Annotated in this window: 13 protein-coding genes; 9 read left to right on the top strand and 4 right to left on the bottom strand. The window is 71.5% G+C overall.

Features of this window, described 5'->3' with window-relative positions; genetic code table 11:
- Window positions 1-58 precede the first annotated feature (58 nt).
- The 8 genes from pafA (at window position 59) to D9V37_RS13255 (ending at window position 8,962) form a co-directional block, all read left to right on the top strand.
- Window positions 59-1,420 carry a Pup--protein ligase gene (pafA, locus tag D9V37_RS13290; RefSeq protein ID WP_121806660.1) on the top strand — a complete coding sequence of 454 codons (1,362 nt, stop codon included), beginning with the start codon at window positions 59-61 and terminating at the stop codon, window positions 1,418-1,420.
- A 13-nt stretch (window positions 1,421-1,433) separates the two neighbouring features.
- On the top strand, window positions 1,434-2,408 hold the full coding sequence (locus D9V37_RS13285; RefSeq protein ID WP_121806659.1) for a helix-turn-helix transcriptional regulator: 975 nt from the start codon (window positions 1,434-1,436) through the stop codon (window positions 2,406-2,408).
- Complete coding sequence (locus D9V37_RS13280; protein ID WP_121806658.1) at window positions 2,405-3,385, top strand: helix-turn-helix transcriptional regulator; 981 nt, start codon at window positions 2,405-2,407, stop codon at window positions 3,383-3,385. Before D9V37_RS13285 ends, D9V37_RS13280 begins: the two co-directional genes overlap by 4 nt.
- A gap of 103 nt (window positions 3,386-3,488) precedes the next feature.
- Complete coding sequence (gene tatA, locus D9V37_RS13275; protein WP_408636202.1) at window positions 3,489-3,782, top strand: Sec-independent protein translocase subunit TatA; 294 nt, start codon at window positions 3,489-3,491, stop codon at window positions 3,780-3,782.
- Window positions 3,783-3,803: 21 nt separating this feature from the next.
- A complete protein-coding gene (gene tatC, locus D9V37_RS13270; protein ID WP_121806656.1) occupies window positions 3,804-4,652 on the top strand; it encodes a twin-arginine translocase subunit TatC in 849 nt (282 codons plus the stop codon).
- A 9-nt stretch (window positions 4,653-4,661) separates the two neighbouring features.
- On the top strand, window positions 4,662-5,552 hold the full coding sequence (locus tag D9V37_RS13265) for a YegS/Rv2252/BmrU family lipid kinase (RefSeq protein ID WP_121806655.1): 891 nt from the start codon (window positions 4,662-4,664) through the stop codon (window positions 5,550-5,552).
- A gap of 43 nt (window positions 5,553-5,595) precedes the next feature.
- Window positions 5,596-8,337 carry a DEAD/DEAH box helicase gene (locus D9V37_RS13260; protein ID WP_121806777.1) on the top strand — a complete coding sequence of 914 codons (2,742 nt, stop codon included), beginning with the start codon at window positions 5,596-5,598 and terminating at the stop codon, window positions 8,335-8,337.
- 184 nt (window positions 8,338-8,521) lie between these two features.
- On the top strand, window positions 8,522-8,962 hold the full coding sequence (locus D9V37_RS13255; RefSeq protein ID WP_121806654.1) for a hypothetical protein: 441 nt from the start codon (window positions 8,522-8,524) through the stop codon (window positions 8,960-8,962).
- On the opposite strand, the gene D9V37_RS13250 is transcribed toward D9V37_RS13255, so the two are convergent.
- Window positions 8,949-9,875, bottom strand: a complete 927-nt coding sequence (locus tag D9V37_RS13250) for a 5'-3' exonuclease (RefSeq protein ID WP_332835753.1) — start codon at window positions 9,873-9,875, stop codon at window positions 8,949-8,951. The genes D9V37_RS13255 and D9V37_RS13250 overlap by 14 nt on opposite strands.
- A gap of 31 nt (window positions 9,876-9,906) precedes the next feature.
- On the opposite strand from D9V37_RS13250, the gene D9V37_RS13245 reads away from it, so the two are divergent.
- Entirely contained in the window at window positions 9,907-10,365 is a 459-nt protein-coding gene (locus tag D9V37_RS13245; protein WP_121806652.1) for an Lrp/AsnC family transcriptional regulator, read from the top strand.
- Window positions 10,366-10,493: 128 nt separating this feature from the next.
- Here D9V37_RS13245 and D9V37_RS20905 read toward each other — a convergent pair whose 3' ends face one another.
- The 3 genes from D9V37_RS20905 to D9V37_RS13235 all read right to left on the bottom strand — a co-directional run bounded on the left by D9V37_RS20905 (window position 10,494) and on the right by D9V37_RS13235 (window position 12,797).
- Window positions 10,494-10,628: a hypothetical protein gene (locus D9V37_RS20905; protein ID WP_269778382.1), complete on the bottom strand. Its 135-nt coding sequence runs from the start codon at window positions 10,626-10,628 to the stop codon at window positions 10,494-10,496.
- Window positions 10,629-10,716: 88 nt separating this feature from the next.
- Window positions 10,717-11,211, bottom strand: a complete 495-nt coding sequence (locus tag D9V37_RS13240; protein WP_121806651.1) for a VOC family protein — start codon at window positions 11,209-11,211, stop codon at window positions 10,717-10,719.
- A 143-nt stretch (window positions 11,212-11,354) separates the two neighbouring features.
- The gene (locus D9V37_RS13235) at window positions 11,355-12,797 is read right to left on the bottom strand and encodes a KamA family radical SAM protein (RefSeq protein ID WP_121806776.1); all 1,443 of its coding nucleotides are present in this window, start codon (window positions 12,795-12,797) and stop codon (window positions 11,355-11,357) included.
- Window positions 12,798-12,849: the final 52 nt, after the last annotated feature.

Here is a 12,849-nt window from a genome sequence, read left to right as displayed (position 1 = left end):
AGCCCCGGACTCGTGCAGTGCACCTTCCTGCAACACCGCACCGATTACGCTCGGACTTGTGGAACGGCGCATCTTCGGGATCGAGAACGAGTACGGGGTCACGTGCACGTTCAAGGGCCAGCGACGCCTCTCGCCCGACGAGGTCGCGCGATACCTGTTCCGCAAGGTCGTCAGCTGGGGGCGCAGCAGCAACGTCTTCCTGCGCAACGGCGCCCGGCTCTACCTCGACGTCGGCAGCCACCCCGAGTACGCCACCCCCGAGTGCGACGACATCGTCGACCTGGTCACCCACGACAAGGCGGGGGAGCGGGTCCTCGAGGGCCTGCTGGTCGACGCTGAGCGGCGGCTGCACGAGGAGGGCATCGCCGGCGACGTCTACCTGTTCAAGAACAACACCGACTCCGCCGGGAACTCCTACGGCTGCCACGAGAACTACCTGGTGGGCCGCCACGGCGAGTTCAGCACCCTGGCCGACGTCCTCATCCCGTTCCTGGTGACGCGGCAGATCCTGGTCGGCGCCGGCAAGGTCATCCAGACCCCCCGCGGCGCCTCCTACTCGGTCAGCCAGCGCGCCGAGCACATCTGGGAGGGCGTCTCCAGCGCCACCACCCGCTCGCGCCCCATCATCAACACCCGCGACGAGCCGCACGCCGACGCCGAGCGCTTCCGGCGGCTGCACGTCATCGTCGGCGACTCGAACATGAACGAGTCGACGACGCTGCTCAAGGTCGCCTCCTGCCACCTCGTGCTGCGGATGATCGAGGAGGGCGTGGTGATGCGCGACCTCACGATGGAGAACCCGATCCGCGCCATCCGCGAGATCAGCCACGACATGACCGGGCGGCGCAAGGTCCGGCTGGCCAACGGCCGCGAGGCCAGCGCGCTGGAGATCCAGGAGGAGTACCTGACCCGGGTCCGCGACTTCGTCGACCGGCGCCAGGCCCACACGCCAATCATCGACCGCGCCCTGGACCTGTGGGAGCGCGGCCTGAAGGCCATCGACTCCGGCGACCTGAGCCTGGTCGACCGCGAGATCGACTGGGTCACCAAGTGGAGCCTGATCGAGCGCTACCGCGCGCAACACGGCCTGCCGCTGGGCCACCCGCGCATCGCCCAGCTCGACCTGGCCTACCACGACATCCACCGCGACCGCGGCCTGTACTACCTGCTGGAGAAGCGCGGCGCGGTCACCCGCGTCACCACCGACCTCGCGGTCTTCGCCGCCAAGTCGGTGCCGCCGCAGACCACCCGGGCGCGGCTGCGCGGCGACTTCATCAAGCGTGCCCAGGAGCGGCGTCGCGACTTCACAGTGGACTGGGTGCACCTCAAGCTCAACGACCAGGCCCAGCGCACGGTGCTGTGCAAGGACCCGTTCCGCTCCCACGACGAGCGGGTCGAACGCCTGATCGAGGGTATGTAGTAGAAAGTCCTCCGTGACGGCCAACAAGTCAGAGCGGCTGCTCAACCTGCTCATCCTGCTGCTGGTCTCGCGCACCTACGTCTCCAAGGACAAGATCCGCGACGCGGTGGAGGAGTACCGCCAGCAGTCCTCGCGCGAGGCGTTCGAGAAGATGTTCGAGCGCGACAAGGACGAGCTGCGCGCGCTGGGGATCCCGGTGGAGCACGGCAGCGCCGACGCGTACTTCGACGACGAGCACGGCTACCGGGTGGCCCGCGACGCCTTCGAGCTGCCCGACCTGCAGCTCGAGCCCGACGAGGCAGCCGTCGTCGGCCTGGCCGCCCGGGTGTGGCAGCACGCGGGGCTGGCCAGCGCGACCTCGCAGGCCTTATTGAAGCTCAAGGCGGCGGGCATCGAGACCGACCGCGAGGTGCTCGACGTCGTCCAGCCGCGGCTGGTGGCCGACGAGCCGTCTTTCGACGCGCTGTGGCAGGCCACCCAGACGCGCACCGAGGTGAGCTTCGACTACCGCCGTGCCAGCGCCATGACCCCCAGCCCCCGGCGCCTGCAGCCGTGGGGGATGGTCTCGGCCCTGGGGCGCTGGTACGTCGTCGGCCACGACGTCGACCGGGGCGAGCCACGGCTGTTCCGGCTCTCCCGGGTCAGCGGCGACGTCGTGGCTCACGGCGCTCCGGGCTCCTACGCGGTGCCCGAGGGCACCGACCTGCGGGCGCTGACCCGCGAGCTGCAGCGCGACCGCGCCGTCGGCACCGCCGTGCTCCGGCTACGCGCCGACGCCGCCCACGACCTGCGTCGTCGGGCGAGCAGCATCGGCCCCGACCCCGACCCTCACGACGGGACCGAGGGCTGGGACCGGGCCGAGGTGCCGTTCGCGAACCTGGACCAGTTCGCCGGCGAGGTGCTCGCCGCGCTCGACGCCGTCGAGGTCCTCGAGCCGGCCGAGCTGCGCGACGTCGTCGTGGCCCGGCTGGAAGGGGTGCTGGCGTGAGCTCCGCGCGCGACCAGGTCAACCGGCTCCTCGCGTTGGTGCCGTACCTGCAGTCGCACGAGGAGGTGCGTCTCGACGACGCCGCCGCGGCGTTCGGGGTCACCCCGGCCCAGATCGTCCGCGACCTGCAGGTGCTGTGGTTCTGCGGCCTCCCGGGGCTCGGGCCGGGCGACATGATCGACGTCGACATGGACGCCTTCGAGGACGAGGGCGACGGCGTCATCCGGCTCAGCAACGCCGACTACCTCAGCCGGCCGCTGCGGCTGGGCAGTACCGAGGCCTCGGCGCTGATCGTGGCCCTGCGCGCGATGCGCGAGGGCAGCCCCGAGAGCTCGCGCGACGCGATCGACCGCGCCCTGGCCAAGCTGGAGGACGCCACCGCCGACGGCGCCCCGGAGGCGTCCGCGAGCGCGGTGGTGGAGGTGCCGCCTCACGTGCTGGCCACGGCCCCCACGGCGGCGATGCTCGAGGAGGCCGTCCGCGGCGGGCACGCCGTGCGGCTGACCTACTTCGTGCCGAGCCGCGACGAGACCACCGAGCGGGTGGTCGACCCGCTGGCGGTGCTCGTGGCCGAGGGGCACACCTATCTCGACGCCTGGTGCCACCTGGCCGAGGCGCGTCGGCTCTTCCGGCTCGACCGGGTGAGCGCCGCCGAGGTGCTCGAGGAGCCCGCCGCGCGGCACCACGTGCCGTCCCGTGATCTCTCCGACGGCCTCTTCGAGCCGGGTCCCGACGACGTCGTGGCCACCGTGCGGCTCGCGGCCCCGGCCCGCTGGGTGGCCGAGTACTACCCCGTGGAGTCCAGCCGCGAGCTGGCCGACCACGGGCTGGAGGTCACGCTGCGCGTCGGCGACCCGCAGTGGCTGGTGCGCCTGGTGCTGCGGCTGGCCCCGCACGCCGCGGTCGTCTCACCGAGCGAGCTGGCAGAGCGGGTCGCGGCCGCCGCCGGCGCCACCTTGGAGCGGTACCGATCCTGAGCGTCGCCCACCGTTCGGGTCGACTTCGCCGGTCCGAAGGTTGTTTCGCCAGACGGCGGCGTATATTCGATTCGGCACACTCGTCAACCCAGAGGACGTCATGGTGAACCCGCTTCTCGCCGGTCTCGGTACCCAAGAGATCGTCATCATCCTGGTCGTGGTCATCCTGCTCTTCGGTGCGAAGAAGTTGCCCGAGCTCGCCCGCGGCAGCGGTCAGGCGCTGCGCATCTTCAAGGCCGAGACCAAGGGCCTGATGGAGGAGGACGAGAAGAAGGAGTCCACCAAGACCGAGGCGCAGCGCGAGCTCGAGGCCAAGCAGGCCGAGCTGCGGCTGGCCCAGGAGAAGGTGGCTCGCGAGGCGCAGGAGCAGGAGCCCCGCTCCAACCCGAACGCCTGACCCGCGCCGAACCACCCGACGATGGCAACCTTTGGCGTCCTCGGCCTGTTCAGCGCCAAACCGGCTCACCCGATCGGCTCCGACGGGCGCATGGCGCTCTCGGACCACTTCCGTGAGCTCCGCGCACGGCTGATGCGCTCGGTGTTCGTCCTGATCGTGGCGATCATCGTGGCGCTGGTCTTTTACAACTACATCTTCGACCTCATGAAGCACCCCTACGTCGAAGCGCGCCAACAGCTCAAGCCCGGCGTGAAGACCGAGCTGACCTTCAACGGTGTCGGCGCCGGCCTCTCGATCCAGCTCAAGCTGAGCGCCCTGGCCGCGGTGATCGCGACCTGCCCGTACTGGCTCTACCAGATCTGGGCCTTCATCCTGCCGGGCCTGCACCCCCGCGAGCGCAAGTGGACGCGCATCTTCGTCGCCGTGGCGGGCCCGCTGTTCCTGTGCGGCGTCGCGCTGGGCTACTACGTGCTGCCCAAGGGCCTGCAGGTCCTCATCAACTTCACCCAGGCCGACGTCACCAACCTGGTCGACTTCAACGACTTCATCACCTTCGTCAGCCGCATGCTGCTGGTGTTCGGTCTCGCCTTCGAGATCCCGTTCTTCGTGGTGCTGCTCAACCTGGTCGGGCTGGTCAAGGGCCGGAGCCTGGCCAAGCACCGGCCGTGGATCATCCTCGGCGTCTTCGTCTTCGCCGCCGTCGCCACGCCCTCCACGGACCCGATCTCGATGTGCCTGCTCGCCGCGCCGATGCTGGTGCTGTTCATGATCTCCGAGATCATCGCCCGCTCGGTCGACCGTGCCCGCGGCCGCCGCGAGGCCGAGGGCGCCGACCCCGACGAGAAGTCCGAGCTGCCCGGCTACGACTAGTCTCCGCGCGTGCCCTCCGACGACGTCGTACTGCTGGTCAACCCGACGTCGGGCAAGGGTGCCGGTGCCCGCGCGGCGCGGCTCGTGCTGCCGCGGCTGCAGGCGTCGGGACGAGAGGTGCAGGCGGTGGCCGGCCGCGACGCCGACGACGCCCTCGACATCGTCCGCGAGGTGGTGGCCGCGGGCGTCGGCACGCTGGCGGTGTGCGGCGGCGACGGGCTGGTCCACACCGCGGTGCAGGCGCTCGCTGGATCCTCGACCCGGCTGGGACTGATCCCGGCGGGTACCGGCAACGACGTCGCCCGGATGCTCGGCGTGCCGCGGCGCGACCCGCTGGCCGCCGCCGACGTGCTGCTCGCCGGCCGTGAGCGGGCCCTGGACCTGGCGCGCGTGGGCGCCACGTACTTCGTCACCGTCATGGCCGCCGGTTTCGACGCGGTGGTGAACGAGCGAGCGAACGCGATGCGCTGGCCGCGCGGTCAGGCCCGCTACTCGCTGGCGACGCTGGCCGAGCTGCGGGTGCTGGCGCCGATCTCCTACACCCTCGATCTCGACGGCCCCGAGGTCAGTGGAGAGGTCCACACCGACGCCACGCTGGTCGCGGTGGGCAACGGGCCGTCCTTCGGCGGGGGCCTGCGGATCACCGAGGGCGCCGAGCCCGACGACGGGCTGCTCGACGTCGTCGTGGTGGCCCCGATGGGTCGCCGCGAGCTGGTGCGGACGTACCCGCAGCTGTTCCGCGGCACGCACGTGCACCATCCCGGCTACGTGCGCCACCGGGTGCGGCGGGTGACCGTCGCCGCGCCTGGCGTGGTCGCCTACGCTGATGGTGAGCGGATCGGTGCGCTTCCGCTGACCGTCGAGGTCGCCCCGGGCGCCCTGCGCGTCCTCGTCCCCTAGCTACTCAGGAGTGCCGGTGAGCGCCGCGGAGCAGTACGCGCGGATGAAGGAGCGGCAGCGTCACCCCTTCTTCGCCGGGTTCGCCTCGCTCTACGACTTCACCCTCGACGACTTCCAGGTGCGCGCCTGCCACGAGCTCGAGGAGGGCCGCGGGGTCCTGGTCGCGGCCCCCACGGGGTCGGGCAAGACGCTGGTGGGGGAGTTCGCGGTCCACCTGGCCCTTGAGACCGGCCGCAAATGCTTCTACACCACCCCGATCAAGGCGCTGTCGAACCAGAAGTTCCACGACCTGGTCGAGCGCTACGGCGCCGAGCAAGTGGGCCTGCTCACCGGCGACAACACCGTCAACGGCGAGGCGCCGGTGGTGGTGATGACCACCGAGGTGCTGCGCAACATGCTCTACGCGGGCTCGCACACCCTCGACGGCCTCGCCTACGTGGTGATGGACGAGGTCCACTACCTCGCCGACCGCGACCGCGGTGCGGTGTGGGAGGAGGTCATCATCCACCTCCCCGAGAGCGTCTCGGTGGTCTCGCTCTCGGCCACGGTGTCCAACGCCGAGGAGTTCGGCGAGTGGCTGCAGACCGTGCGAGGAGCCACCACCACGATCGTCGAGGAGCGGCGCCCGGTGCCGCTGTTCCAGCACGTCATGGTCGGCCGGCGGCTCTACGACCTGTTCGCCACGGAGTTCGACGGGACGGGGGCCGACGACGGACCCGACGCCCAGGTGAACCCCGAGCTGCTGCGGGTGGCCCGCGACGACTGGGCCCGCCACCGGATGAAGGACCGGCGCCCCAAGCGCGGCGGCAAGCGCCCGAACCGTGGCCCGAGCGGCACCCGCGGCGTCTGGACGCCCCGGCGCAGCGACGTCGTCGAGCAGCTCGACCGCGCCGCGCTGCTGCCCGCCATCGTGTTCATCTTCAGCCGCGTGGGCTGCGACGCCGCCGTGCAGCAATGCCTGGAGGCCAACCTGCGGCTGACCACGCCCGCCGAGCGCGACGAGATCGTCGCCTTCGTCGAGGAGCGCTGTGCCGACCTGCCCAGCGACGACCTGCACGTCCTGGGCTACCACGACTTCCTCGACGGGCTCTCGCGTGGCGTCGCCGCGCACCACGCGGGGATGCTGCCGCGGTTCAAGGAGTGCGTCGAGGAGCTGTTCCTGCGCAACCTGTGCCGGGTCGTCTTCGCGACCGAGACGCTCGCGCTGGGCATCAACATGCCGGCCCGGTCGGTGGTCATCGAGCGGCTCTCGAAGTGGAACGGCGAGACGCACGCCGACATCACCCCGGGGGAGTACACCCAGCTCACCGGGCGCGCCGGGCGCCGCGGCATCGACGTCGAGGGCCACGGCGTGGTGCTCTGGCAGCCCGGCATCGAGCCCAAGTCCGTGGCCGGGCTGGCCTCGACCCGTACCTACCCGCTCCGCTCGTCGTTCCGGCCGTCGTACAACATGGCGGTCAACCTGGTGCACCAGTTCGGCCGCGACACCGCGCGCGAGCTGCTCGAGCAGTCCTTCGCCCAGTTCCAGGCCGACAAGGCCGTCGTCGGGTTGGCCCGGCAGCTGCGCAAGGCCGAGGAGGCCCTCGACGGGTACCGCGACGCCGCGGCCTGCGACCGCGGCGACTTCATGGAGTACGCCGGCCTGCGGCGACGGATCTCCGACCTCGAGGCCGAGCAGGCTCGCTCGCGGCGTCGCGACCGGCGGGCCGAGGCGGAGGAGTCGGTGGAGGCCCTGCGGCCAGGAGACGTTATCGACGTGCCCTCGGGCCGTTTCGCGGGCATCGCGGTGGTGGTCGACGCCGGGGTGCGCGCCGACCGAGAGGGCCCGCGCCCGATGGTGCTCACCCTCGACCGGCACGCGCGGCGGCTCTCCATGACCGACTTCCCGACCCCGGTGGCACCGCTGACCCGGCTCAAGGTGCCCCGCGGGTTCAACACCCGCGACGCGAAGTCGCGGCGCGACCTGGCCGCGCTGCTGCAGCAGCGCACCCGCGACCTGCCGCCCACCGCCGTCGAGCGGCGCCGCAGCGGCGGCGGTGAGGACCCCCGCGTCGCCGAGCTGCGGACCCAGATGCGCGAGCACCCTTGCCACTCCTGCCCCGACCGGGAGGACCACGCCCGCTGGGCCGAGCGCTGGTTCAAGCTCGACCGCGACGCCCAGACGCTGCGGCGGCGCATCGAGCAGCGCACCAACACCATCGCCCGGCGCTTCGACCGGATCTGCGAGGTGCTCGGCCGCCTGGACTACCTCAGCGGCACCGCCGACGCCACCGAGGTGACCGTCAAGGGCCGTCGGCTGCAGCGGATCTACGCCGAGCTCGACCTGGTGGCCGCCGAGGCACTCGAGCAGGGCCTGTGGGAGGACCTCTCGCCCTCGGGCCTGGCTGCGGTGCTCTCCTGCCTGGTGTACGAATCCCGTCGCGCCGACGACGCCGGCCCGCCCCGGCTGCCCGGCGGCGCCACCAAGGACGCGATCGCGGCGACGGTGAAGCTGTGGGGCGAGCTGGAGGGCCTGCAGCGCGAGCACCACGTCGAGTTCAGCCGCGAGCCCGACCTCGGCTTCGCCTACGCCGCCTACCGCTGGGCCGAGGGCGACGAGCTCGACGACGTCCTCGACGCCACCGGCCTCTCCGCCGGCGACTTCGTCCGCTGGATCAAGCAGCTGGTCGACCTCGCCGGCCAGACCGCCGACGCCGCCGGCCCCGGCCCCCTCCGCGAGACCGCCCGGCTAGCCGTCGGCTCGCTGCGGCGCGGGGTGGTGGCGTACTCGTCGCTGGCGGGGTAGGCCGCGGGCGGGTTCCCGGTTTCACCGGCCGGCGGGTGAAACCGGGGGACGAACCGGTGCGAAAGGGTGCGGCAGCGACCGGGTTCGCGCGCCGGTCGCCCGATTTGCCGGTCGTCGTGAACTCGCACCCGCCGTTCCCGCGCGGCCGAGCTCGACCGCCGGCCCGAGCGCCTAGATTCGCCCGGTGACGTCGTACCGCCTCCTCGTGCCGGCCCTCGCCGCCCTGCTGACCACCCTCGCGGCACCCGCCCACGCGGCGAACCCGGCGGCCACCGGCACCACCACGGTCATCTCGAACTGCGTGGACCACAAGGTCGAGCCGAAGCGGGTCATCATCGCCTGCGGCGACGGCGGGCTGTTTCTCGGCATCAAGCGCTACAAATACTGGAGCGCGACCAGCGCGGTCGGCTTCGGCGCCATCCGGCAGAACGACTGCGAGCCCGACTGCGCCGAGGGCACGTACAGCTACACCAAGGCGCGGATCCGGCTCTACCACGCCCGGCCCAGCCGTCACGGCACCGGCGAGCTCGTCTTCACCCGCGCCATCGCCACCTACACCGGCGCCGGGGGCGCCACCAGGCACAAGATCTTCTACCTGCTGCGCGACCCGGTCACGACGAGCTGAGCGCCGCGACCACGCGCTCCACCGAGGAGCCGAGGCCCCACCGCTCGGCCAGCGCCTCGAGGGCCTCGGGGTGCGCCGGCGTCGCCGGCAGCCGCAGGTCGGGGGAGCCGAGGTCGATGTCGCGGGCGACCGCCACCACCTGCGGCGCGACGGCCAGGTAGTCGGCGGCGTCGCGGATCTTGCGGCGCGGCCCGGGTGCGAGGTCGGAGGAGTCGTCGGCGGCGGCGTCGATGATGCCCCGCAGGTCGCCGTGCTTGAGCAGCAGCGAGGCGGCCGTCTTCTCACCCACGCCGGCGACGCCGGGCAGGCCGTCGGAGGTGTCGCCGCGCAGCGTCGCGAAGTCGGCGTACTGCGAGGGCAGCACGGCGTACTTGGCCACCACCACCTCGTCGGTGAGCCGCTCGTGCTTGCTGACGCCGCGGGCGATGTAGAGCACGCGGACACCCGAGGCGTCGTCGACGAGCTGGAACAGGTCGCGGTCGCCGGTGACGACGTCGACCGGCATGCCCGCGCCGGTGGCCAGCGTGCCGATGACGTCGTCGGCCTCGTACCCGTCGGCGCCGACCACCGCGATCCCCAGTGCGTCGAGCACCTCGAGGATCACCGGCACCTGCGCCTGCAGCGGGTCGGGCACCTCCTCGACGTCGGGGACGTCCCCCGGCCGCGGCGACTCCACCCGGTGCGCCTTGTACGTCGGCAGCAGCGCCACCCGCCACGCGGGGCGCCAGTCGTTGTCCCAGCAGCAGGCCAGATGGGTCGGGTGGTACTCACCGACCATCCGCGCGATGAAGTCCAGCAGCCCGCGCACCGCATTGACGGGCTCGCCCTGCGGGGACGTGATCGAGTCCGGGACGCCGTAGAACGCGCGGAAGTACATCGACGCGGTGTCCAGCAGCATGAGGCGGTCAGGCACGTCGGGATCCTCGCACGACTACTCTTCGGCCATGGAGGAGATCGACCGCCGCCTGCTCGCGCTGCTCGCGGCCGACGGCCGCATGTCGTTCACGGACCTGGGCAAGCAGACCGGACTGTCGACCTCGGCCGTCCACCACCGGGTCAAGCGACTGGAGAAGCGGGGCCTGATCCAGGGCTACACCGCGATCGTCGCCCACGACGAGCTCGGCCTGCCGCTCACCGCGTTCGTCTCGATCCGGCCCATCGACGCCGCGGCCCCCGACGACGCTCCGCAGCGGCTTCAGGACATCACCGAGATCGAGAGCTGCTGGTCGGTGGCCGGTCAGGAGTCCTACATCCTGAAGGTGCGCGTGCCGACGCCGGCCGACCTCGAGGACCTCCTGGCGCGCATCCGCGCCGCCGCCAACGTCTCGACGCGCACCACGATCGTCCTCTCCACGCCGTACGAGAACCGGCCCGTGGGCTCCGAGCCGCGCGCGGCCGACTGACCCGGCCCGGCCTTCCCGCTGCTGGTCGCCGGCGTCCTCGCGCCGGCGGTCGTGGTCGCGGTCGTCACCGTGCTGGTGCGGCGCGACCCGCAGCCCGCCACGCCGGGGGCGACGCCCCGGGTGTGGGCTCAGGCGGTCGTGGCCGGTCGCGCCGACGACGCCGCCGCGCTGAAGTGCGGCCGCGGCGTGGAGAAGAACGTGCGCACGATGCAGCTCACCGTCGACCAGGTCTCGGGCGTGACCGCGCAGTCGGTCACCCGCACGAGAAGCGGGTACTGGCAGGTGCGGCTGCGGCTCGAACCGTCGCCCGACCGCGACCTTCACCGTCGGCGTCCAGCGTCGCGGGGACCGCTACGTCGTCTGCTGAGCGGCACCTTCGAACGCGGCCTCGAGGTCGGCCAGGTCGAAGGGGACCCCGTCCAGCCCCATGAAGTACGCGGTGGCGCGGCGCACCTTGTCCGCATCGGGGTCGGTGAGCATGTCGCCGAGCGCCGCGGGGGTGACCTGCCAGGAGAGGCCGTAGCGGTCCTTGATCCACCCGCACGGCCCGGGCTCGCCACCCTCGGACAGCGCTGCCCAGACCCGGTCGATCTCGTCCTGGGTCTCGCACGGCAGCTCCAGCGAGAGCGCCTCATTGAAGGTGAACTGCGGGCCGCCGTTGATGGCGCCGTAGGGCTGTCCGTTCAGCTCGAACTCGACGTAGGTGACCGTGTCGTCGCCCTCGGGCCCGACGTTCTCGAGCTTCGTGGTGCGGGTGACGCGGCTGTTGTCGACGAGCGAGACGTAGAAGGCGATGGCCTCCTCGGCGTTGTCGTCGAACCAGAGGTTGGGAACGATGGTCTTCATGCCCGGGACAGACCCGGGGGAGTGCTGGAAGTCATCGGGTCGCGCTCGCCAAAACTCCACACTTGCGAGGGAAATCGGCAACGTGCCCGATATGTACCCACCACAACTTCGCAAGTGCGCGACTTTGGCGCTCTGGGGGCGAGTCAGTACACCTGCAGCGCCGCCGTCCGACGCGACGCCTCGGCCATCTCAGCGGCCTTGAGCCCGGCCTCGTCCATCCGCCCGTGCTCGTTCCACCACGCCTGCCCCTCGTCCGGCAGCGTATGGATCGGGTCGTAGTACTCGTAGCCGCGCGTCAGTGCCTGGGCGTCCTCGGCCTCGATGGAGGTGCGGTAGTTCTTCGTCCAGTAGGAGATCCCGTGCACGCGGTCGTAGTCCTCGAGCTGGTGCACCCACCGCTTGCCGACGAAAGGCACGTCGCACACGATCCGCGGCGTCGCGAAGCCGGGCAGGTAGCCCATGATCGCGTGCTGCAGCTCCTGCGCCCGCGCCACCGAGACCCGCCAGTGCTCGCTGAACGGGATCATGTCGCACATGTAGAAGTAGTAGGGCATGACCGAGGCACCGTCGAGCAGCGCGAAGCACAGATCCAGCAGCGCGTGGGGGTCGTCGTTCACGCCGCCCAGCAGGACGCCCTGGTTGCGGACGTCGCGGACGCCGGCCTCCAGCAGGCCGCGCGCCGCCTCGGCCACCAGCGGCGTCACGGAGTTCGCGTGGTTGACGTGGGTGTGCACGGCGAGCGAGACGCCGCGCTGGCGGGCGACCAGCGCCACCCGTTCGACGCCGGCGCGTACCTCGTCCTGCAGCCAGTGCTGCGGCAGGCCCATGAGCGCCTTGGTGGCCAGCCGGACGTCGCGGATGTTCTCGATCTCCAGCAGCCGGGTGAGGAAGTCCTCCAACCGCGGCCACGGCATGTTGGCGACGTCGCCGCCGGAGACCACGACATCGCGCACCTGCGGGGTGCGGCGCAGGTAGTCGAGCATGTCGTCGAGCCGGTCGTTGGGCTTGCCGAGGAATTTCAGCTTGTCGATGACGGCGGTGGAGTTGCCCACCAGGTCCATCCGCGTGCAGTGCCCGCAGTACTGCGGGCAGGTCGGCAGCAGCTCGGCCAGCACCTTGGTGGGGTAGCGGTGGGTGAGCCCCTCGGCCACCCACATGTCGTGCTCGTGGAGGGAGTCGCGGGTGGCGTGCGGGTGCGAGGGCCAGTCGGTACGGCGGTCGGAGAACACCGGGAGCATGTAGCGGCGCACCGGGTCGGCGTAGAACGCCTCCGTGGTGAGGGGGCCGCTGGGCACCATCGTGTTCATCATCTGCGGCGGCACCAGCATCGACATCGTCGCGCGCTCGGCCTGGTCGCGCTCGAGGTCGGCGTAGAAGCGCTCGTCGAGCAGGTCGCCGAGCAGCTCGCGCAGCTGGCGCACGTTCTTCACGCAGTGCGAGCGCTGCCACTGCGCCGACTCCCACTCCGCCCGCGTGACGTCGCGCCAGCCGGGGAAGCGGGTCCAGTCCGGCTCGACCAGCTCCACCTGGGCGTAGCGGTAGGGCTGCCCGTCGGCGGACCCGGGGCGCGTCGGTTGTGAGAGCAGAGTCACGAGTGCCACGATAGGTGGACGATCAACGAAGCGTCCACCGCAACGC

Origin of the sequence: Nocardioides mangrovicus, from assembly GCF_003674065.1 — a bacterium.
Taxonomy (GTDB): Bacteria; Actinomycetota; Actinomycetes; order Propionibacteriales; family Nocardioidaceae; genus Marmoricola; species Marmoricola mangrovicus.
This window is presented reverse-complemented; position numbering and strand designations above follow the sequence as displayed.

What these genes read in the sequence shown, in the direction of transcription:
- tatC (WP_121806656.1), top strand. Translation starts at nt 3,804, where the DNA reads ATGGCAACCTTTGGCGTCCTCGGCCTGTTCAGCGCCAAACCGGCTCAC.
- D9V37_RS13260 (WP_121806777.1), top strand. Translation starts at nt 5,596, where the DNA reads ATGAAGGAGCGGCAGCGTCACCCCTTCTTCGCCGGGTTCGCCTCGCTC.
- D9V37_RS13245 (WP_121806652.1), top strand. Translation starts at nt 9,907, where the DNA reads ATGGAGGAGATCGACCGCCGCCTGCTCGCGCTGCTCGCGGCCGACGGC.
- D9V37_RS13240 (WP_121806651.1), bottom strand. Translation starts at nt 11,211, where the DNA reads ATGAAGACCATCGTTCCCAACCTCTGGTTCGACGACAACGCCGAGGAG.